The organism is Brotaphodocola sp. (genome assembly GCF_050873065.1).
Classification (GTDB): domain Bacteria; phylum Bacillota; class Clostridia; order Lachnospirales; family Lachnospiraceae; genus Brotaphodocola.
The window spans coordinates 1-22,158 of record NZ_JBNMIC010000013.1 but is presented as its reverse complement, the minus strand read 5'-3'; the positions used below and the strand labels follow the sequence as shown (position 1 = coordinate 22,158).

General features: G+C 48.5%; 20 protein-coding genes and 1 other RNA gene. 17 read left to right on the top strand and 4 right to left on the bottom strand.

What is annotated here, in order from left to right:
- Positions 1 to 3: 3 nt before the first annotated feature.
- From ACR0QE_RS05345 to galE, 5 genes are all read left to right on the top strand, one after another.
- Positions 4 to 264: a Smr/MutS family protein gene (locus ACR0QE_RS05345; RefSeq protein ID WP_432627328.1), complete on the top strand. Its 261-nt coding sequence runs from the start codon at positions 4 to 6 to the stop codon at positions 262 to 264.
- 158 nt (positions 265 to 422) lie between these two features.
- The gene (locus ACR0QE_RS05340) at positions 423 to 1,460 is read left to right on the top strand and encodes an FUSC family protein (RefSeq protein WP_432627327.1); all 1,038 of its coding nucleotides are present in this window, start codon (positions 423 to 425) and stop codon (positions 1,458 to 1,460) included.
- Positions 1,461 to 1,589: 129 nt separating this feature from the next.
- On the top strand, positions 1,590 to 2,216 hold the full coding sequence (sigK, locus tag ACR0QE_RS05335) for an RNA polymerase sporulation sigma factor SigK (protein ID WP_432627326.1): 627 nt from the start codon (positions 1,590 to 1,592) through the stop codon (positions 2,214 to 2,216).
- Positions 2,217 to 2,267: 51 nt separating this feature from the next.
- Complete coding sequence (locus tag ACR0QE_RS05330; protein ID WP_432627325.1) at positions 2,268 to 2,498, top strand: hypothetical protein; 231 nt, start codon at positions 2,268 to 2,270, stop codon at positions 2,496 to 2,498.
- Entirely contained in the window at positions 2,480 to 3,502 is a 1,023-nt protein-coding gene (gene galE / locus ACR0QE_RS05325; protein WP_432627324.1) for a UDP-glucose 4-epimerase GalE, read from the top strand. The genes ACR0QE_RS05330 and galE overlap by 19 nt, the downstream gene beginning before the upstream one ends.
- 93 nt (positions 3,503 to 3,595) lie before the next feature.
- On the opposite strand, the gene ACR0QE_RS05320 is transcribed toward galE, so the two are convergent.
- Positions 3,596 to 4,135 (bottom strand): DUF4364 family protein, encoded by a 540-nt coding sequence (locus ACR0QE_RS05320; RefSeq protein WP_432627366.1) that lies wholly within the window; start codon positions 4,133 to 4,135, stop codon positions 3,596 to 3,598.
- A 224-nt stretch (positions 4,136 to 4,359) separates the two neighbouring features.
- Between ACR0QE_RS05320 and ACR0QE_RS05315 the strand changes: the two genes are divergently transcribed.
- From ACR0QE_RS05315 to ACR0QE_RS05270, 10 genes are all read left to right on the top strand, one after another.
- On the top strand, positions 4,360 to 7,947 hold the full coding sequence (locus ACR0QE_RS05315; protein WP_432627323.1) for a DUF5717 family protein: 3,588 nt from the start codon (positions 4,360 to 4,362) through the stop codon (positions 7,945 to 7,947).
- A 35-nt stretch (positions 7,948 to 7,982) separates the two neighbouring features.
- Complete coding sequence (locus ACR0QE_RS05310; RefSeq protein ID WP_432627322.1) at positions 7,983 to 9,209, top strand: DUF5716 family protein; 1,227 nt, start codon at positions 7,983 to 7,985, stop codon at positions 9,207 to 9,209.
- The gene (locus ACR0QE_RS05305) at positions 9,206 to 10,018 is read left to right on the top strand and encodes a hypothetical protein (RefSeq protein ID WP_432627321.1); all 813 of its coding nucleotides are present in this window, start codon (positions 9,206 to 9,208) and stop codon (positions 10,016 to 10,018) included. Before ACR0QE_RS05310 ends, ACR0QE_RS05305 begins: the two co-directional genes overlap by 4 nt.
- Before the next feature lie 135 nt (positions 10,019 to 10,153).
- Complete coding sequence (gene secG, locus ACR0QE_RS05300; RefSeq protein ID WP_432627320.1) at positions 10,154 to 10,381, top strand: preprotein translocase subunit SecG; 228 nt, start codon at positions 10,154 to 10,156, stop codon at positions 10,379 to 10,381.
- A gap of 93 nt (positions 10,382 to 10,474) precedes the next feature.
- Entirely contained in the window at positions 10,475 to 12,601 is a 2,127-nt protein-coding gene (rnr, locus tag ACR0QE_RS05295) for a ribonuclease R (protein ID WP_432627319.1), read from the top strand.
- Between the two features lie 116 nt (positions 12,602 to 12,717).
- Positions 12,718 to 13,188 carry an SsrA-binding protein SmpB gene (smpB, locus tag ACR0QE_RS05290; protein WP_432627318.1) on the top strand — a complete coding sequence of 157 codons (471 nt, stop codon included), beginning with the start codon at positions 12,718 to 12,720 and terminating at the stop codon, positions 13,186 to 13,188.
- Between the two features lie 92 nt (positions 13,189 to 13,280).
- Positions 13,281 to 13,748: a hypothetical protein gene (locus ACR0QE_RS05285; RefSeq protein ID WP_432627317.1), complete on the top strand. Its 468-nt coding sequence runs from the start codon at positions 13,281 to 13,283 to the stop codon at positions 13,746 to 13,748.
- 5 nt (positions 13,749 to 13,753) lie between these two features.
- Positions 13,754 to 14,926: a DUF6765 family protein gene (locus tag ACR0QE_RS05280; protein WP_432627316.1), complete on the top strand. Its 1,173-nt coding sequence runs from the start codon at positions 13,754 to 13,756 to the stop codon at positions 14,924 to 14,926.
- 10 nt (positions 14,927 to 14,936) lie between these two features.
- Positions 14,937 to 15,470: a DUF308 domain-containing protein gene (locus ACR0QE_RS05275; protein ID WP_432627315.1), complete on the top strand. Its 534-nt coding sequence runs from the start codon at positions 14,937 to 14,939 to the stop codon at positions 15,468 to 15,470.
- A 272-nt stretch (positions 15,471 to 15,742) separates the two neighbouring features.
- Positions 15,743 to 16,768: a branched-chain amino acid aminotransferase gene (locus ACR0QE_RS05270; protein WP_432627314.1), complete on the top strand. Its 1,026-nt coding sequence runs from the start codon at positions 15,743 to 15,745 to the stop codon at positions 16,766 to 16,768.
- A gap of 212 nt (positions 16,769 to 16,980) precedes the next feature.
- Here the strand turns inward: ACR0QE_RS05270 and ACR0QE_RS05265 are convergent, their stop codons facing one another.
- Both ACR0QE_RS05265 and ssrA read right to left on the bottom strand, forming a co-directional pair.
- Entirely contained in the window at positions 16,981 to 17,442 is a 462-nt protein-coding gene (locus ACR0QE_RS05265; RefSeq protein WP_432627313.1) for a nucleoside deaminase, read from the bottom strand.
- 181 nt (positions 17,443 to 17,623) lie between these two features.
- Positions 17,624 to 17,963, bottom strand: a transfer-messenger RNA (tmRNA) gene (ssrA, locus tag ACR0QE_RS05260).
- A 229-nt stretch (positions 17,964 to 18,192) separates the two neighbouring features.
- Between ssrA and ACR0QE_RS05255 the strand changes: the two genes are divergently transcribed.
- Positions 18,193 to 19,971, top strand: coding sequence for a B12-binding domain-containing radical SAM protein (locus tag ACR0QE_RS05255; protein ID WP_432627365.1), 1,779 nt, complete (start codon positions 18,193 to 18,195; stop codon positions 19,969 to 19,971).
- A gap of 26 nt (positions 19,972 to 19,997) precedes the next feature.
- The gene (locus ACR0QE_RS05250) at positions 19,998 to 20,303 is read left to right on the top strand and encodes a hypothetical protein (RefSeq protein ID WP_432627312.1); all 306 of its coding nucleotides are present in this window, start codon (positions 19,998 to 20,000) and stop codon (positions 20,301 to 20,303) included.
- 359 nt (positions 20,304 to 20,662) lie between these two features.
- Here ACR0QE_RS05250 and ACR0QE_RS05245 read toward each other — a convergent pair whose 3' ends face one another.
- On the bottom strand, positions 20,663 to 21,601 hold the full coding sequence (locus ACR0QE_RS05245) for a LysR family transcriptional regulator (protein ID WP_432627311.1): 939 nt from the start codon (positions 21,599 to 21,601) through the stop codon (positions 20,663 to 20,665).
- Positions 21,602 to 22,158: the final 557 nt, after the last annotated feature.

Below are 22,158 nucleotides of genomic sequence, written 5' to 3'. Positions count from 1 at the left end.
ACTATGAGACAGGAACCATACATTGATGCGGATCTGCACGGAATGACGGCAGATCAGGCAATCGAGAGAATTCATGCGCTGATCAAACGGGCGAATGGAAGTACCTATCGGATCCGGATTGTTCACGGGTATAACCGGGGAAATGCGATCCAGAGAGCGATTTACCGGGAGTTGGGACATGGGCAGAATCCAAAAGTGCTCCGGGTGACAGGGGGTGAGAATCCTGGGATCACAGAACTGGTTCTCCGGGAATATTCCGTTTAACACGCAGGATTCCGGGTCTGTTCTGACTCTGAGTGATGCTCTTTGCGAGTGTCGACGTACAGATTGAGGATTGACGATTCGTGAAAATTGCGATATAGTGCTGTTTGCCGATTTGACAGAATCAGTGATTTTATTTTTTGAGGGAGAGACAACAGAACATGACATTTTATCAGGAATTACAATTGAGTTCTGCCGGTTCCAAACAGCTGATCAGAAATACCGCAGATAAGAAAGAAAAACTCCGTCACATCTTGATTTATAATTTTAAGGTATATCTGGTTATGGCATTTTGTGTGGCGGTGGTGAGTGCGTACAGCAAGCTTACCGGCAGCGATAACAGTGTGGTTGGCGTCACAGTTCTGCTTGCCGTGCTTGTGCTGCGTCAGGCCGATTTCGGGATCAGGACAGCCCATGGGATCTTTTCGATTGCAGGGATCTTCGCTGTTTTGATGGTGGGACCGCGGTTAGCCCATATGGTTTCGCCGCTGCCTGCATTTGTCGTCAACAGTGGCTGCATTCTGCTTCTGATGATACTGGGCTGCCACAACGTGATCATGCATAACCACTCCACGTTTGTTCTGGGCTATCTGCTTCTTTTGGGGTATCCGGTGACGGGGCAGGAGTATCTTCTGAGAGTTGAGGGACTTGCGGTTGGAATGATTCTCTGTATGGTTATTTTTTATAAAAACCAGAAGAACCGCCCGTACAGAAGAACGTTTTTGGATCTTTTTAGAGAGTTTGACTTGAGATCTGCGCGCGGCAGATGGTATATCAGGCTGACACTGATTGTATGCAGTGCAATGCTTTTTATGAACCTGTTAGGGCTGCCGAGAGCGATGTGGGCGGGAATTGCCTGCATATCTGTGTGCCTTCCGTTTCCGCAGGACTGTATCGCGAGATCGAAAGACAGATGGATGTTTAACATTGTCGGCTGTGTCCTGTTTATTGGCCTCTATGTGCTGCTTCCAAAGTCCATGCACCCCTATATCGGGATGATCGGCGGAATCGGAGTAGGGTACTCCGCGGGATATGCATGGCAGACTGCATTTAACACATTTGGAGCATTATCCATAGCGGCAGGACTTTTTGGTCTTCCGATGGCGGTGCTGCTTCGTGTCGGCGCAAATGCGTTCGGGGCATGTTATACGCTGATCTGTAATCGAGTGCTGTATACGGATACGAGTTTGCTGAATTGAAAAATTTGCAGGATACAAAAATAGTGCAGTGCGTATAAGAGAAACCGCAAATTCGGAAAAGCCGGAATGGCACTGGAAAAGCCACCGAAGCATACATTATCATAAGTAAGCTTCAGGGTGGCTTTTTCTGTGCAGACATTTCCAAAGCCTTTGACACCTGAAGAAGAACGTGCCTGCCTGAAACGCCTGAGAGAGGGAGACCTGAGGGCACGCAATATCCTGATTGAACGAAATCTGCGACTGGTGGCTCATGTAGTCAAAAAATATCAGAGTACAGATTATGAGACGGAGGATCTTTTGTCGGTGGGGACGATCGGTCTGATCAAGGCAGTGAATACGTTTCACCCGGACCGGGGCTCGAAACTGGCGACTTATGCGGCAAAGTGCATTGAAAATGAGATTCTGATGCTTTTGCGTGCGGGAAAAAAATACAGCCGGGAAGTCTCCCTGTTTGAGCCGATCGGTCTCGATAAGGACGGGGAGGCGATTGCGCTTGTGGATGTGGTGCAGGCGGAAAATAAAGATTTTCTGGAAGAGATGATTCTCGATCAGGATATCAGGGAACTCTATGAGGCCTTTGAAAACTGCCTGAATGAGCAGGAGAAGGCCGTGGTCGGCATGCGCTATGGGCTTTTGGGAAAACGCGCGTGGACGCAGCGGGAGATTGCGGCGAAACTTGGGATTTCCCGCTCTTATGTCTCGAGAATTGAGAAAAAGGCAGTGCTGAAAATGCGGGCATTTCTGTGCCAGAACTGATCGTGGCCGGTTCTGATGAGTTCCGTTTATCTCAGAACCGGCGGGAAAAAAGTGGGAGAGAGGAAAGAGAAAAGAGGCAGCGGAAAAAGTCATAAAAAAACTTCGATAAAAATTAAACAGATTCCGAAGAAAATATCATTGTTTTTCCGCGGTTCTCCCCTTATAATAGAAAATAACGCAAAGCTGATACAAATTTACTTTGTTTTGGCTGATGCAAAATTCATTTATCAGAAACATATTAAGATAGCAAAGAGGAGGGCATTATGGCTACTATTTTGGTAACGGGCGGAGCTGGATATATCGGAAGTCATACCTGCGTAGAGCTGCTGAATGCAGGTTATGATGTGGTAGTGGTTGACAACCTGTGCAATTCCTGCAAGGAATCATTAAAGCGCGTGGAGGAGATCACTGGAAAGCCGGTGACATTCTATGAGGCAGATCTCCTGGACGAGCCGGCACTCGAGCACATCTTCCAGAATGAGAAGATCGATGCAGTCATTCATTTTGCAGGTCTGAAGGCAGTTGGCGAGTCTGTGTACAAGCCGCTTGAGTACTATCACAACAATATCACCGGAACGCTGATTCTGTGTGATGTGATGCGTCGCCACGGAGTTAAGAACATCGTGTTCAGTTCTTCCGCAACCGTATACGGAGATCCGGCATTTATCCCGATCACGGAGGAGTGCCCGAAGGGCGAGATCACGAATCCTTACGGACGCACAAAGGGAATGCTCGAGCAGATCCTGACCGATCTTCACACCGCAGATCCAGAATGGAAGGTTATGCTTCTCCGCTACTTCAATCCGATCGGAGCACACAAGTCCGGACGTATCGGTGAGAACCCGAAGGGAATCCCGAACAACCTGCTTCCGTATGTCACTCAGGTTGCAGTAGGAAAGTTGGAGTGCCTTGGCGTATTCGGAAATGACTACAATACCCCGGACGGCACCTGCGTTCGTGACTACATCCATGTAGTGGACCTTGCAGACGGTCATGTGAAGGCTCTCGACAAGATGAGCAAGGAGCAGGGCGGTGTCTGGATCTACAATCTGGGAACCGGTGTTGGTTACAGCGTGCTCGATGTGATTCATGCATTCGAGGAGGCAAACCATCTGAAAATCAACTACGTCTTCAAGGACCGCCGCGCAGGAGATGTTCCGGCATGCTACTGTGATCCGAGCAAGGCAGCAAGAGAGCTTGGCTGGAAGGCAAAGAACGGAATCAAGGAGATGTGTGAGGATTCCTGGCGCTGGCAGAAGAATAACCCGAACGGTTATGAGGAATAATAAAAAACATAAATAAGTGGAGACACAAAAAAGAGGGGGCAGCCGGTTTCCGGCTGTCCCCCTTTGGAATGTCCATATAATGGCAGGGAACCATCAATTTTCGGTGTCTTCCCCGCCGCCCATCAGGGTTTTCATGATGTAGGCATAGATCGTCTGGCTCTTGTCCTTCCATCTCGCGCACATGTCCTCGGCCTGTTCGCGGTCCGGGACAGAGATGCTTAAATCAATCAGCGTGCTCTTTCCCTCGCGGACCTCGCAGTGGACGGTGTAATCCTGAGTCGTGGACTTGAAATAGTCGGAGACAACGCCGACTTCATTTCTCATGCGCAGACGGTTCTTTTTCAGATACTGGTCCATGTCTTCCACGATCGCCGGAGAAATATTTTTTACGAAGAAGCTGAGCGTCTCCTCGCCCTCTTTCGTGATCGTGTAGCGGGTGGTATTGTGTGTGGACTCCGTGCGGACAAGGCCGGATTCCTGAAGCTCCTTGAGTGCCTGCTGGAGCGTGAAATAACTGGTGTACTCATGCTGTAAAAAAAAGTCAGTCAGCTGAGCGTTCGTCAGTGGAAAACTGACCTGACGAAGCATATAAAGATTCATAAGTTTGTACAAAGTCATCGGTTCCGATAACATCATGGCGGTCCTCTTTTCGCAAAGCAATATCGAAATGATCGATATACTTATATTTTTCTTAATTTCTTAATCATAACAATTTAATCCTTTTAAATCAAGTAAAAATGTGATAATATAGGGAAGATTATCGAGATACAGATTCTCATTAAAAAATGTGAATATCATAAAAAATATCCATGTTGAAAAATGAAGATGATAAAACTCAGAAATTTGCGGGAGATACGATGAGAGAGAAGATTAACCGTCTGGCGAGGGGAATTGTGGATACCGATGTCTTGCAGGTACATGTTGTCCCGGAGTCAGTGGAAGAAGCAATACAGGCCGGAGAGCTGACGAGAAAAGAATTATATGTGACGGATCTTCAGGGACGTTTTATTAAGGGACTGGCATATTCTTCCAATCCCCGGGTCCGGATTTATAAAGAGGCGTTTGGAGGCAACCGCAATCACATCACGTATGAGATCGACGGAAGAAACCTGTCAAAAGACGATGTGATTTCGGGTGCTTTTTATCTTGTGACCAATGGGGGAGAGAAAAAGGTGCCTTTTTCTTTTTCCGTCGACATTGGTGCGTCGGGGAAAGTCCTCGATGGGCTTCAGACAGCCGATGACCTGGCTGACCTGGTTCACCGGGATCAGGAACTGGCGCTCAGACTGTTCGAGTACCAGGATTTTGCGGAAGCACCGTTTATGCAGGATCTGCGCGTCCGTGCGCTCTACGATGGGCTGAAGGGAAGACCGAACCGCCAGAACCAGTTAGAAGAATTTCTTGTTGCCCTGGGAGCGAAAAAGCCGGTGACGCTGACGGTGGATACGAACCAGAGACGTTATGAGGGACTTTCCGATATCCGCATGGATCTTCTTGAAGTAAAGGCGGATACCTGGGGAGCTGTGCAGATTGAGGTCACGGCGGAGGGAGATTTCCTTGAGGTTCCGAGAAAAGACTTTGAACGGAAAGATTTTAAGGATCAGAGCTGCATGATCTCCTATGCAATCAATCCGGGACGGCTCCACCGCGGAAAAAATCTCGGTGTGATCCATGTCCGGACAATCCGGCAGCAGTTTGATATTCCGATTGAGGCAGTCGGGGAGGATGAGACGAAGACGCCGAGACAGAAAGGGCGCAAGAAAACACTGTCCCGCTACCTGAAGATGAGACTGGAGTATGAGATGGTTTCCGGAAAACGCCGCCAGTCCCTTGCCGGAAAGATGAAGCAGGAGCTGGAAGTGCAGAAGGAGACGGAGGGAGAGAGCGCGATGAACGCAATCTGCCTTGCGGAACTTTATGTGGCAGGCGGAGAGAAGGAGAAGGCGATGGCGCTTCTCGAATCCTGCCGGGCACAGGTCAACAGCCAGCGGCTCGACAACCGTGTGCTCTATTCCTATTTCCAGTATCTTCTCTACCGGATTCAGCAAAAGCCGGGACAGAGAGAGGGACTTATCCGCCTTGTGAAGCAGAGTGAAGCGATTGAGAAGAAGGCGATGGCGAGAGGATACCTCTATCTGATCCAGCTTTTAGTCGACTCGGATCAGGCGCTGAATCCTGCGGGGATCCTTGACGAGATGCACACACTTTTTGCTCAGGGCTGCACGAGCCCGTGGATGTATGTGCAGGCAATCAAGATCTTTGAGGAAGACCCGAAACTGCTTCGCCGCCTCGATGAATTTGAGATGCAGGTGATGAGTTTCGGAACGAGACACGGACTTGTCGGGGAGGAGCTTGCAAAGCGGATTTCAGCTCTTTCTGTGACGGTCAAACCGCGCCGCCGCCTGCATTACCGCATTTTAAAGGCGCTGTACGAGAAGTATGAGAACAAAAATGTGCTCTCCGCGCTGTGTGGTGTGCTGATCCGGAGCGATTGCCGGGACAGCCGGTATTTTACGTGGTATCAGAAGGCGCTGAAGGAAGGAATCAGCCTGACAAGACTTTACGAGTACTTCCTGTATGCGCTCCCGGAGGATTATGCATACCTGCTTCCGAGAGAGGTGCTTCTCTACTTCTCTTATGAGAAGAGCATGGATGAGAACAGCCGTGCGGCACTGTATGTGAACATTCTTCGATACATGAATCCGGAGGCGGAGCTCTACAAGAAATATGAGCGCGATATTGAGCAGTTTGCAATGGAACAGCTTCTCAAGTCGCGGATCAACAGCCGGATTGCAGTTCTGTATGAGCATATGCTCTACAAGGAAATGATTGACGATAAGGTGGCAAAGGTACTTCCGTCGATTCTCCGCTCGTACCGGATTCAGATCGACAACCCGTCGATCCGCTATGTCGTTGTGTGCAGCGGGGAGACGGAAGGACAGGATGCATTCCCGATCAAGGACAAAACGGCGTATGTTCCGCTGTTTGCAGAAAATCCGGTCCTTCTGTTTCAGGACGAGTACGGAAACCGCTATGCGAATCTTCCGTTCAAGAAACTTCCGGCGATGTCCCACAAGGAGGAGAGAGAGCTTGAGGCCCGCTGTTATGAGGTCTTCCCGGAGCACCCGATGCTTCGCCTCCAGGAATGCGGACTGATTGCCGAGCACGGCATTTCCGATGACGGACAGCTGATCCGTCTCAGACGGGCATCCGAGGAGATGAAATTCAATCCTCTGTTTAAGCGCAGAGTACTCTCGAGAATTCTTGAGTACGATCAGCGCATGATTGAGAGCGATGCCGGGGAACTTCCGGACGATGTGGAGTATTTAGCACGGCTTGATCTGACAAAGATGAACAACGCGGAGCGTGGGCAGATCTGCGAGATTTTGACCTGGCAGGGCTATTACAGAGACGCATTCAACATCATGTGTACTTACGGTTGGGAGAATGTCCGCAGTGCGCGCCTTTTAAAGCTCTGTTCCGGAATGATTCAGGGAGAGATCTCAGGACGCGATGACGCTCTGGTGTCGCTCGCGTGCAAGCTGTTCTCGGAGGGACGCTACGACGATTCCGTCCTCGACTACCTCTGCGAGTACTTTAACGGTTCGACGAAGAAGATGTTCAAGGTGCTCAGCCAGAGTGTCCGCGATCACATTTCACTGTATGATCTGCCGGAGCGTCTGCTCGCCCAGATGATGTTCAGCGGGGAGACGGATCGTCTCGATCAGGTCTTTGACTGGTATGCAGATGGCAGGCAGACGAGTGAGCTTGTCGTCCGCGCTTACTTTACGACGAAGTCCGTGGATTATTTCCTGAACCAGAAGACCGGTTCGGAACGCGTCTTTGAGTATCTCGAGAAAGTGGTGAACAAGGCGGAGGACAAGAGCCGGGTTCCGACGATTTATCTTCTGGCGCTCTGCCGTCACTACGCTTCGATGAAGGTGCTTGGCGAGGAGCAGAAAGAGCTTGCGAGAAAGATTGTGGATCTTTTGATTTCGGAGGGAAGAGTCTTTGCCTGGTTCCACGATCTCGGACGTCTGATGACGATGCCGGACGGAATCATGGACAAGGTGATTGTCGAGTATCACGGCAATCGGGACAGCCGTCCGGAGCTGATGGCGAGAGTGCTTCCGGATGAGGAACGTTATGCGCCGGAGGAGCTTCGGAAGGTATATCCGGGAATCTATGTGCACCAGAAAGTCCTGTTTGAGGGAGAGCTTCTGGAGTATCAGGTATATGACCGGAAAAATGGAAAGAGGGTTCTTGTGGATGAGGGAAGCATCTCCTGTGATATTGAGATGACAAACTCAGCCGGAAGCCGTTTTGCGGCACTCAATGAGATGGGACTTTGTCTGTCCCTGAAGGAAGAGGGCACGCTGAAAGAGAAAATGAAGAAATATCTCACAGACAGCGCGATGATGGAAGAAATGTTTGGACTTATGTAATGAGCGTGGCAGTGAGAGAAAGGGTTGACATTTGTATGGACGGACTGATTGTTGGCATCGATTTGTGCGATGAATATACGCAGGTCAGCTGTGCGGATGAGGAGCGTGTCTGGTCGCTCCCGTCCGTGATCTGCAAGAACAGAACGGCGGACAGCTGGTATGTGGGAGATGATGCCTACACACATACCCTAAATGGCGACGGAGAGATTTTGGACAAGCTGGTGAGCCGTGCTTTAAAGGGAGAATCTTTCTCAGTCGGAGGTGCCCGCTATGCCGGAAAGGAAGTTCTCGGCCATTTTTTGGAAGAGATTTTGAGGATGGTCCGGACGGAACTGAAACGGGAGACGGTTGACCGCATTGTGGTTGCCGTGCGCCGGTATGATTCAAAGATGCTCGAAATTCTGGAATCCTGTGCGGGGCGGCTTGGAATCCAGGCAGAAAAGATCGATATGATCAGCCATGCGGAGAGCTTTCTGTATTATATGGTCAGCCAGAAGCGCGAGATCTGGACCGGAACGACTGGAATGTTTGATCTCTCGGATGAAGGATTTCGCTACTATGAGATGAGAGTGCAGAAGAACATCAACCAGACGATCGTGACAGCGGACTATGAGGAACTTGAGGAGAGTTTCCGCCTTGATATTCTCGGAACCGCATCCGGAAAGCGTTTAGCGGATAAGATCGTCTGCTCCTGCGGAGAGCGGATGATGCAGAAGAAAGCATATTCGGCGATTTTCCTTGCCGGAAAGGGATTTTTAAAACGGGACTGGGCACCGGAATTTATGAATATGGTTTGCATGAAACGCAGAGTCTATATGGAGACGGCTCTCTTTGCGAGAGGAGCGGCATACTGTGCAAAAGATATGAATCAGGAAAAAACTTCCTTCCCGTACACGATGATCTGTGAGGGACGCCTAAAGACGACGGTCTCGATGAATGTCATCCGAAAGGGACAGGAGACTTCTGTTGTGCTCGCCTCGGCGGGAGACCGCTGGCACAGCCGGGTTGCAAGTGTGGATGTGATTCCGGATCACCAGAATACCGTTGATCTTGTGGTGACACCGCAGCAGGATGTGGCGAACCGGAAGATTGTTTCCATTTTTCTGGAAGGATTTCCGAAGAGGGAAGAGCGGACGACGAAGGTGCGGGTGCAGATTTCGTTTCCGGATGAAAAGACCATGGAAGTCATCTTAAAGGATCAGGGACTCGGAGAACTCTTCCCGTCCTCCGGAGTACAGATCAGACAAGAGGTTATGATATGAGTTTACTGTTATGCAGACAAGAACACGTCACCCATCCTTACTATGCCGAGGAACTGGGACTGCGCCTCTCCTCCACGCAGGAGCTGGCATATGTGATCTACCATTATCCGCTGCTTGTGTTAGATGGATTTGTCGGGGAATCCCTGCTTGATTTCATGCGGGAGGAACTGGGGCAGGGATTTCTGGCACTCAAGATTGAACAGTGGATGAAGAGCGGGGAGAATCAGGATGAGATTCTGCCGATGATTCTTCAGGAAAGCGATTATTACACGGCACAGGAGATTGCGCACTATCGTCAGGAGATTGCGGATCTGCGCGGAAAACATCAGGCAGATTACCGCAGGATGAAGGCAGATGAGCTGTTTTCGATGCGCCAGTACGGGCGTGCAGTCAAGATTTATCAGGAACTTCTCGAGTTTCCGGCAGATGAGGTCGTCAACGAATCGTTTCGTGCGCGCGTTGGCAATAACCTCGGTTCCTGCTATGCGAGAATGTTCCGCTATGACAAGGCATTCGAGGCGTACAAGCGCGCGTATGCGGCAGATGCGAATCCGGAGATTCTGCGTCAGATCTACTGCCTGACGAGACTGGATCCGGATTTGAAGCTTAGCGAGCGGTTCAAGGCTCTGGCGACGCCGGAACTGAGAGCCGGCTGGGAGCGGGATATGGCAGGAGCGAAAAAACGTGCGGAGAATTCTGCCCAGGTTGCACAGCTTGATGCGCTTTTTGCGCAGGAACAGTCTCAGAGAGAAAAGGGCGAGACGAAACTGATCAAGCGCTGGAAACAGGAATACCGGACAATGGCGTAAAGGTGACAAGGTAAAATCGATTCTCCTTGTGTTTTGGGCGGACCTGTGATAAAATATCCTTGTTTTATGGGAAAATACAAGAATCTTGCAGATGAGATTCTTTATTATGCTGGGAATTAGGAGGTGTGTTTTTAGATGCTGAAGACGATTTTGTGCGTAATTTTCGTTCTTATATGCCTGTTTCTGACAGTTGTTGTTCTGATGCAGGAGGGAAAGAGCCAGGGTCTTGGAGCAATCGGTGGTATGGCAGATACCTACTGGGGCCGCAACAAGGGCCGTTCCATGGAAGGAAACCTGGAGAAAGCGACGACGGCTGCCGCAATTCTGTTCATGCTGCTGTCTCTTGTCCTGAATATTTTATAAGACAACGAAAGTGAAGCACTCTTGTGGAAACAAGGGTGCTTTTTTCAAATAATGTGTTCAAGAATTTTTGGAAAGGAACGAAACGGTAATTTTATGACAGAAGAATTATTGAATCAGAGAAAAGAAAAAATGATGGCACTGTTCAACGATCCGACGTATGTGCCGATGAAACTTAAAGAGCTTGCGATGCTTCTCGATCTTTCGCGGGATCAGAGAGACGAACTGAGAGAGGTCTTAGAGGCTCTCGAGCAGGAGGGAAAGATCGTTTTAACAAAGCGCGGAAAATACAAACTTCCGTCTGAGGAGTTTCTCACCGGAACGTTTTCGGGAACGGCGAAGGGGTTTGGTTTTGTCACGGTTGAGGGACGCCCGGATGACATTTATATCCCGTATGACAAAGTCAAAGATGCGATGCATGGTGACCGGGTTCAGGTGATTGCGGAGCCGGCGCGCGGAGGACGAAGAGCGGAGGGCACGATCGTGAAGGTGCTTGAGCGCGCAAACCAGACGCTTGTGGGATTTTATCAGAAAAGCAGGAATTTCGGCTTTGTGGTCCCGGACAACCAGAAGATTGGGGAGGATGTCTTCATTCCGCAGGGCAAGGATATGGGAGCAGTGACCGGACACAAGGTGGTTGTGAAGCTCACAGACTACGGCGGGGAGAGAAAGAAACCGGAGGGCGAGATCATTGAGATCATCGGTCATGTGAACGATCCGGGTACCGACATTCTCTCGATCGTCAAGGCATACGGAATTCCGGATGAGTATCCGCAGGAAGTGATGGAGCAGATCGAGCACATCCCGGATGAGGTGCAGGAGGAAGAGAAAGCAGGGAGAAAGGATATCAGGGAGTGGCAGACCGTCACGATCGACGGCGAGGATGCGAAGGATCTCGACGATGCGATCACGATCAGCAGAGAGGAGTTCGGATATCGCCTCGGTGTTCACATCGCGGATGTCAGCCACTATGTGAGAGAGGGAAGCCCGCTTGACCGTGAAGCACTCAAACGCGGAACGAGTGTCTATCTCGTGGACCGTGTTGTGCCGATGCTTCCGCACAAACTCTCAAATGGGATCTGTTCTTTAAACCAGGGGGTGGATCGCCTTGCACTCAGCTGTATCATGGACATTGATCCGCAGGGAAAGGTGATCAGCCATGAGGTTGCCGAGACGCTGATCCGCGTGGACAGACGAATGAGTTACACGGCCGTCAATGCGATCGTGACAGACCGCGATCCGGCTGTGATGGCGGAGTATGACGGTTTTGTTGAGATGTTTGACTGCATGAAGGAGCTTGCAGACATTCTGCGCGAGAAGCGTTCCCAGAGGGGCTCGATTGACTTTGATTTCCCGGAGACGAAAATTCTGCTCGATGAGAAGGGACGTCCGGTTGAGATCAAGCCGTATGAGAGAAATGCCGCGACGAAGATCATTGAGGACTTCATGCTGATGGCGAATGAGACGATCGCGGAGGACTATTACTGGCAGGAAGTACCATTTCTGTACCGCACCCACGACAACCCGGATCCGGAGAAGATGAAGAAACTTGGCATTTTCATCAACAATTTCGGCTATTCCCTGCATATGCAGAACGGGGAGGTTCACCCGAAGGAGATCCAGAAACTGCTGAACAAGATTGACGGAACCGAGGAGGAGGCCCTGATCAGCCGTCTGACCCTGCGCTCGATGAAACAGGCAAAGTATATGCCGATCTGCGGCGGTCATTTCGGACTGGCAGCGCGCTATTACACGCATTTTACCTCCCCGATCCGTCGTTACCCGGATCTTCAGATTCACCGGATCATAAAGGAAAATCTCCACGGAAACCTGACCGGAAAGCGGATCAGCCATTACGACAGCATTCTGACGGAAGTGTCGATCCAGTGTTCCCAGACAGAGCGCCGGGCAGATGAGGCGGAACGAGAGGTTGTGAAGATGAAGAAGTGCGAGTATATGTCAAAGCGGATCGGACAGGTCTACGAGGGCGTGATTTCCGGCGTGACAAACTGGGGATTTTATGTGGAGCTTGCAAACACGGTCGAGGGGCTTGTGCGTGTCAGCGATCTCTATGGGGATTACTATCTGTTCAGCGAGGAAAAGATGGAACTTCGCGGGGAGAGAAGCGGACGGGTTTACCGCCTCGGACAGAAAGTGAAAGTCACGGTATCCGGAACCGACAAACTGACGAGAACCGTGGACTTTCTGCCCTATTTTGAATAAGGGTAAGGAAAAATAAAAAAGAGTGAAAAGAAAAAGAGTAAGAAAAAGTAAGAGAGAACAGAGACACAGAGGTTAGGAAGACGGAAGATAGAAATTCTGAGGAGGAATGAGAGAAGATGGGAAGCAAAGAAGCATTTAAGCTGATTGCAAACAACAAAAAGGCATTTCACGATTATTTTATTGATGAGAAATATGAGTGCGGAATTGAGCTGTTCGGCACGGAGGTGAAATCCATTCGTATGGGAAAATGCAGCATCAAGGAGGCATTTGTCCGTATTGACAACCACGGGGAGGTGTATGTTTATGGCATGCACGTCAATCCGTATGAGAAGGGAAATATTTTCAACAAGGATCCGCTGCGCGCGAGAAAACTTCTGATGCACCGCAAGGAAATCTTAAAGCTGGAGGCGAAGATCAAGGAGAAGGGATATACGCTCGTTCCGCTTCAGGTTTATTTTAAGGGAAGTCTTGTGAAAGTGGAGATCGGACTGGCACGAGGAAAGAAACTCTATGACAAGCGCGACGACATGGCAAAGAAGGATATGCGCCGTGAGGTCGAGAGAGATTATAAGCAGAAACTGCGTTAACTGGCGGCGGGAAGGAAGAAGCACAAGGGAGGAACAGAGGAAGATACACGAAGGAATATACGAATATATACGTTCGAGGAGATGGATGGGGAATGAATCCAAACAAAAAAATACGTCGTCTGCAATCTTTATTGTATACAAGCGGAGCCGGTATCATTTTATTCTCTCTGTGGTCCGGAATTCGGGGAATTGAGTCTTTTTACCGGACTTTGCGGGAAACACCGGAGGTTTTGAGGGAAATTCTAAATGATAGAACGCAGAGTATCGTTTTGGGAATCGTGATTTTTTTCATGTTTTTTGGCGTAATTGGAATATATGTCTATATAGGCAGAAAGGCAATTTTGACCAGTCTTGGCCAAAAGACAGGCAGGAAGTATCTGATTTTGGCCAGTGTTACTTTTGTGAGTTCCATGGCACTCTATCTTTCCGAGTTTTTTACCAGTTCGCCATCAGAGTGGCTGCACATCGATGATCTCATACTGACGCTGATTGATTTGACGTCGGATGTGATTCTCGCGGAAGTTGTGGTATTTTCCATTTTACTAAAGAAGCTGAGGTAGGATGTATGCAGGAAGATTTTCATTATTACGCGACGTATTGTGCCGCCTATCTTGCGGGATATTCCCATGAGGACAGCTTAAGCATTGCATATAGTGCCCAATTTGTGGATCACTGTTCGGCAACACTCTTAAAAAAGGTTCATGCACCGTTGGCTGCTGCGACGACACAGCTTCAGAGCGAACTGATGGAGGCCAGAACGGATCTTATCGGCTTACAGAATATTACGAGGATCTGGGCATCTTTCCATTTTCTGCCCTATGATCTCTATGCACCGGTCAAGGCCTGGTCAAAGACTTACAGAAACAAGTACAGACTGATCTGCAAACCAAACGGCGATCTTATTGTCCGGACCGTGAATCTCGCAAAGGAGAAGGATCTGGAGAGTGTTGGAATTGCCATGCACGTGATGGCAGATACCTGGGCGCATGCCTATTTTGCCGGAACGCCCTCACAGGTGATCAACAATACGGATTTTGAATTTTATGAAGTGCTGGATGGAGATGGCGAGGGGAAGGAGACTTGTGAGAAAAGGATCTCGTTTCGCCATAATCCTGCGGCAAAGGATGATTTAGAGAGGCATCTCTATACAAACAGCATCAATAACGGCAGCGAGAATTCCATTATGAATCTCGGTCATGGGCGGGCAGGTCATCTGCCGGATTACAGTTTTGCCCATTATAAATATCAGCCGGCCTGGGGCAATTACGAGGTGATCGACAAGGACAACCCGTCGGACTATCTGCACGCCTTCTGCCAGATGATCTTTGCAATGAAATATTTTCGGGGAAAAGTCGATATTTTTGAGAAAGAGCGGTATGATTTCGAGGCGGCAGCGGAGTGGATGGACCACATTCATGCGATTCTTCGCAAGCGCCAGCTGGATGCTTCAGAGGAATGGAAAGCGTTGGGTGAGGAACTTTCCGGGCAGGAGATTCCACGCTTTGACATTCATGCTTATCAGAAAACATACGGGGAAGCTCCGGAAGAGTTAAAGGACCAGACCCCGTTTGGAAGATTTATCATTGCGGCAATGCGCCAGAAGAGCATGGTCACAAATGCCGTTTTTGAGTCCGGAAATATGTTGGCAGGAATCTCGATCGACTACTGGAAAAACGGATTTCGGGGGATCCGGGATTATAAAAAGCTGACAAAAGTTTTAGAAAATTCGATGAAATGAGGGGTTTGCGGTGAATAGATTCACTCGGATTTACAATGTACTGGCGGGAGTGTTTATGATTCTGATCAGCATTGTGATGTTTGCGGTTCCGAATCTGGGGTATGCACTGGCAACATTGATTTTCGGAATCACATTGATGGTGAGTGGAATCAGGCAGATGATCTATTTTTTCAGCATGGGAATTCACATGGTAGGCGGCAAGATGATCTTTTACCGGGCGCTGATTACGATGGACGTCGGTTTCTTCGCGATTTCCATTCATGGAACCGGTCAGAGATATGTCCTGTTTTATTTTACGATCTACTATCTTTTTGCGGGAATCATCTCCATATTCAGATCACTTGAATCGCGCAGGCTTGAGGCTGGGACCTGGAAGGTGAAATTCGGAAACGGAATCTTTGACCTTGCGATTGCAGTCATCTGTCTGATCCACAATAATTCGGAGAGTGTGATGCTTGACGTCTTATGCTTTGCACTGATTGTTTCTGCGATTACGAGAATCATGGTGGTATTAAAAAAGAGCGCCATTATTTATATTCCGTGAGTCTGGTCAGGGAGGGATCTCCCCTCCGAGTTATAGCTGAGTTATATCTGACATAGAAGACAGATATGCCAAAAACGAAAAAGAAGCATTGATTTTGACGGATAATGGGGATATAATAGCTTTATCGTTCAGACAGAAAATAAAATTGGGCTGAATTAAAAAAGAAAAAGGCAGTGGTTTCGTGAGACTGTGCATGTGCAGTTATGGAATCGCCGCAGAAAAAGAATGTGTGTCTGCCGGGAAGATGCGGATGCCGAATGGAGGAAAGATTTATGGCAAAGAAAGATCTTGACTGGGGTAATATCGGTTTTGCATATCATGTTACCGATAAACGTTATGTGGCAAATTATAAGGATGGAAAGTGGGATGAGGGTACTCTGACCTCTGATCCGAATGTAGTGATCAATGAGTGCGCAGGCATTCTTCAGTATTGTCAGGAGTGCTTTGAGGGTCTGAAGGCTTACACCACGGAAGACGGAAGCATTGTTACTTTCCGCCCGGACTTAAATGCAGAGCGTATGATGGATTCTGCAAGCCGTCTGGAGATGCCGGCATTCCCGAAGGAGCGCTTCCTTGAGGCACTCGATGAGGTTGTAAAGGCAAATGCAGACTGGGTTCCGCCGTATGGCAGCGGTGCAACTCTTTACGTTCGTCCGTATATGTTTGCATCAGGTCCGGTTATCGGTGTAAAGCCGTCTAACGAGTATCAGTTCCGTATGCTGGTAACTCCGGTTGGCCCGTACTTTAAGGGCGGTGCAAAGCCGCTGACCCTGTGCGTGAGTGATTTCGATCGTGCTGCACCTCATGGAACCGGTCATGTAAAAGCAGGTCTGAACTACGCAATGAGCCTGCATGCAAATGTAACCGCTCATTCCAACGGTTATGATGAGAACATGTTCCTTGATCCGGCAACCAGAACGTATGTCGAGGAGACCGGTGGTGCAAACTTCCTGTTCGTAACGAAGGATGGAGAGGTTGTTACCCCGAAGTCTGATTCCATTCTGCCGTCCATCACGAGACGTTCCCTGCTCTATGTAGCAGAGCACTATCTTGGCCTGAAGGCAACTGAGCGCCCGGTTAAGTTGGAGGAGCTGAAGGATTTCGCAGAGTGTGGTCTGTGCGGTACTGCAGCAGTCATCTCTCCGGTCGGCAAGATCGTAAACCACGGTGAGGAGATCTGCTTCCCGAGTGGAATGGAGAAGATGGGACCGGTTACCCAGAAGCTGTATGACACCCTGACCGGCATCCAGATGGGCAGAATCGAAGCTCCGGAGGGATGGATCCGCAAGATTCTGTAAGAATTATCATCAGAATGTAATCGGATTATCAGGATTTGATTTGAGCCAAAATTTGGGACAGATTTTAACACAGATTCTGAGACAAAACAGAACTTCATAGAAAGTTTCAAAGAGAAGAGCAGGCAGAGACCCGGAAGGATTTCTGCCTGCTTTTTGCTCTTTTCAGATGTCTGGGTTTTGCCTGTGAAGATGGCAGATTGCAGGAAGCGGTATTAGTAAATCTGGTGCTCCATTTCTGCGTAATCCTTAAACAGGTCTTTGCAGGCTTCGCGCTCGAGCTCTTCGCCGTAGTTTCCGTCCTCGCCCTCATTCCATTTCTCATAGAAGACTTCATCGCGGAAACCGATCTGGTCGGTGTCATTGATCGTGCATCCGTAATAGACTTTGTCGACGTTTGCCCACAGGATTGCGCCCTTACACATCGGACAGGGAGCAGCGGTCGTGTAGAGGACAGTACCTGACAGATCGTGGGAGCCAAGATTGCGGGATGCGTCCCGGATCGCTTCCATCTCGCCGTGGCAGGTGGCATCGTGGTTGAGAAGCACGCGGTTGTGGCCTCTGCCGATGATTTTTCCGTCTTTTGCGATTACACATCCAAACGGGCCGCCGTGTCTCTTTTTAATTCCCTCGTAAGCCTCCTCGATCGCAAGTTTCATCAGTTCGTTATGATTCATCTTTTTTCCTCCTGTATCAAAAATATTGAGCTGGTCAAAAATGTTTGGTTTAGGAATTTTTAGAGTTTGGGAATTTTGAGGTTTTGCAGGTCTTGTGATTTGAACATAAAAATAACGATACCGTACAGCGTGTTGCTCACATACAGTATCGTTATTGCCTTTAAGTCCCTTTGTATGATGCTAGTGGACCTGAGGGGAATCGAACCCCTGTCCGAAAACCAATTCCCTGTTCTTCTACTATCATAGCCGGTTATTTGACATTCCCTCCACCGCACGAAAACAGGCACCCTTGCGGCTTTAGTAGCTTCATCATACGCCCATACACGCAAAGCTTAATGTACGTCGTTTCTCACATAGTCGATGCCAGATTCTTAATGTGTGAGTGCACTAAGGCTGACAGCAGCACTTAGGCTGCGTATGCTAAATTATCTTCAGCGTTTAATTTTAATTTTGCCATTTAACGCATCGCATGCGGATAGCTTCACCAGCTGCATGATCCCCGTCGAAACCAGTACAAGCCCTGAACTGGTCCGCAGTATCTCAGCGGTAGACTTATTTTATCACTGAAGCTTCAGATTGTCAAGGCGTAGAAAGGAAGAGGAAAAGATGGAAGAGTAATATTTTTATCAAAGAAAAGCGATCTTTCTCTTGTATAAATCTGGAAAATAGATTATAATAAAAACAGAACAAATGTTCGCAATGATAGATGGGAATAAAATCAGGTGACAGAGAAAAGTGAGAAAACGGACGATGAAAATTCTTTTGACGGCAATCAATGCCAAATATATTCATTCCAATCTTGGAATTTACAGTTTGAAGGCGTACGGGGAGAAGATTCTCCGGGAACAGTTTGGCGACCGAAAAGGCTTTGGGGCTTCGGATCAGCTGGTAGAGATTGAGCTTGCAGAGTATACGATTAACCAGCAGATCGGACAGATCCTGCAGGATCTCTATCGGAAAAAGCCGGATATCATCGGATTTTCCTGCTATATCTGGAATATCGCCTATGTCAGGGAACTTTTGGCAGATGTGAAGAAAGTTCTTCCAGATGTACAGATCTGGCTTGGTGGCCCGGAGGTTTCCTACGACGCATCAAAGACACTCCGGGAGAATCCCGTCGTGGATCTCGTGATGAAAGGAGAGGGAGAGGAGACGTTTGCACAGCTTCTTAAAAACTGTGTGAGAGAAGACGGAGATCCTCAAAACTGGCGGGAGATTGATGGTCTGGCGTTTCGCAATCCGGATGGGTCAGGGGTGATGGAGACGAAGGTTCGCTCCTACATGGATATGAGTCAGATTCCGTTTCCCTATGAGTGCGTGGATGTGGGGGAGCTTGAGCACCGCATCATCTACTATGAGAGCAGCCGCGGTTGTCCGTTTTCCTGCGCATACTGCCTCTCCTCGATCGATAAGAGAGTGCGTTTCCGCGGGCTTGATCTGGTGAAGCGGGAGCTGGCATGGTTTCTTGAGGCGAAGGTGCCGCAGGTCAAGTTTGTCGACCGGACGTTCAACTGCAAGAAGGATCATGCGATGGAGATCTGGAGATTTATCCGCGATCAGGACAATGGAATCACGAATTTTCATTTTGAGATTGCAGCAGACCTTCTCGACGAGGACGAACTGGAATTATTGTCCACGATGAGACCGGGACTTGTGCAGCTTGAGATCGGGGTTCAGTCGACAAATGAGCGGACACTTGAAGCGATCCACAGAAAGACAGACATTGATGAGATCCGTGAGGTGACGGCAAGGATCAACAGCTGGGGACGGATTCACCAGCATCTTGATCTGATTGCAGGGCTTCCGTGGGAAGATTTGGAGAGCTTTCGCCATTCGTTTGATGATGTCTACCGGATGGAGCCGGAACAGCTTCAGCTTGGATTTTTGAAAGTGCTGAAGGGATCCTGCATGGAAGAGATGACGCAGGAATGTGGACTTCAGTATGCATCTGCTCCGCCGTATGAGGTGTTGTCGACGCGCTGGCTTCCGTATGGAGATGTACTGACCTTAAAGCAGATTGAGGAGATGGTGGAAGTTTATTACAACAGCCGTCAGTTCTGCCTGACGCTGCGCGAACTGGAAAAAGAGTACGAGTCCCCTTATTCCATGTTCAGAGAGATGGCGGATTACTATGAGGCGCACCAGCTGTTTGAGGTAAATCACAGCCGGATGGCCCGCTATGAGATTCTGTGGGATCTGCTGGCGGAGCGTTTCCCGGGAAAACAAGAATGTTTTCGGGATCTTCTGATGTGTGATCTCTATTTGCGGGAGAATATCAAGAGCCGTCCATCGTTTGCTCCCGATCCGGGAAGCTGGAAGGAGGAGACGAGAAGATTTTTCCGGCAGGAAGAACAAAATCCACATTATTTGAAGCATTATGAGGGATATGATTCGAGACAGATGGCGAGAATGGCACACTTGGAGCGTCTGAGTGATGGAAGTTATCGACTGTTTGATTACAAGAAGAGAGATCCTCTGAGCAGAAATGCAGGAATGATCCAAATCTCAGACGAAGAACTGATGGAGTGACACCGTTTGTGAGAGGAGGATTCTTTATGAAGAAAGAATACCGTGGTGAATTAGAAAAGCGAATGTATCCGGTTATGCAGAAGTTTCGAGAGCGTGCGCGGGCAAGTTTTGTCCTTTTGCAGCCAGAGCTGAGAGCTGAGATGGAGGAGGCAGCCAGGGCGAGTGACCGGTATGCGCAGATGGGACTGGCAAGTGAACAGAGAAAGTGTATCGATGAGATGGTCGAGAAAATTACGCTGGCTTACGAGAGTGAACTGACATGGACTTACATGGCGGGAGTGATGGACTGCCTGCAATTTCTGGAGAAAACGGACTGCGGGAATTTCCAATGAATTATTTCTGATGAATCGAATGAATGTTTCTTTGCGAAAGCGTGCATAAATTGTATGGCTTTTTATCCAAAAACAACCGGGATCCCGCTTGTAGAAACGACAGACAAGTGGTAAAATAAAGACATCTTACCTATTCAGTAAGAGGAAAGAGTATCGAGCGCTGGCAATCCGAAGAGATCCCGGATTGCACAATGCTCAGGGGGAAATGTATTTTTATACAAAGTTGAGGAAGGAGAAGATCTCCAGGGAAGATTTCTCCGGAGATTTTCTCTTTCGGATACTGTTGCATAACTTCACAATTCCCGCGAGAAATATAAAAATCCATTCAGAATTTTTATAGATCCGTCACCAGAAATCCATTAATTGGACACTGTGTGGGACTCCGCAAGATAGGGAGACTCTGTGATAGAATCAAAATAGTGGAGCAGAAGCTGATAGAAGACCTGTTCTGCTTCGCTCGGTTTCCAGTTTTTGCGGTTGAAGAGCGCATTGAGCCGGAAGAGAGGCGGATTGAAAGAATAGTAGGCAATCCGTTCCCGGTCGACCGCGCACGATTCCGCGATAAAGGCGACACCGTTCCCGTGAGCGATCATATTGCGGGTCGCCGCAATATTGTTTGTCTCGCAGAAAGCGTGAGGGGTGAAGTCCGCCTCACTGAGAACCTGATCTGCGACGATGCGCAGGGAAGAGCCGCGCTTGGAGTTCAGGAAATTCTCGTTGGAGAATGCCTCCGCGAGTTTTTTCGGAGTCAGTTTTTCGCCCGGATGTTCCTTTGCAAAAGGATGTGTAGCGGGGATTGCAAACAATACCTCCTCATTTCGGAGTACTTTTGCCTGATCCGCAAAGGGCGTCAGGTTTGGAACCGCTGCAATGCCGAGATCGAGGGATTCCTCCATGATCATTTTTTTGAGAGCGGGGAGTCCGAGCTCCGAGATCTCGATCGACACATCAGGGTATGTTTTTTTGTATTCGGGGATCAGTTCCGACAGCATCCGCATACCGAAATTGGAAGTAACGCCGATTCGGATGTTGCCGCGGTGATCGAGAGCGGCGATATTGTGGTAGAGCTCTTTTTGGATATTTACCACCTTTTTTGCCGCATCGATATAGAGTTCTCCGGCGGGAGTGGGAACGAGCTCCGTTTTCGTTCGATAAAAGAGCGGAGTGCCGAGTTCCTGCTCAAGCCTGGAGAGATACTGGCTTAGAGATGACTGAGAGACAAACAATTCTTCTGCAGCAATCGTCATGTTCTTGTGTTTGGCAATCGCCAGAATGTAATTCAAATATTTTACGTCCATATCTGTATTCTACCTACTCTTTCCCTAAAATTTGACATGAAAATAATGCTCATGCCATGATGACTGAACTTAAAAGAATTTGAAAGATGAAGTAATGTTGTAAAGGTTGTAATTTATTTACCTGTTTCATGCAGGCCTTGCTTGTTTCCCTCTAGTAAGAAAAACAAATGCCCATTTCCTGCGGGCGCTTATTTTTCCTTTCCAATTATAACACGATTAAAGTTCAATTCCAATCTTTTCGTATCCATTTCATACAAACCCAAGAAAACAGAAGCATGATTGTGGAATTAGCATTGCTTATTCTATGCTATAAATGAGCAAGTTCGTGATTTTGCATAAAAGAAAGACACCTTGAATTCGATTATGTTGTATAATGAAAGTGCCCAAACTAACATTTACAGCATTCACGAAAGAAGGTGTCTCCTGCAAATACTATACATCTTTCAGCATTCATATACAACCAGTTTAAAAAATTAGATTTATGCAAATCGTATTCTAATCGAATGATTAATCATCTTATGAGTATCCTGATTAGCATCTTTCTTTCTGGATACCAT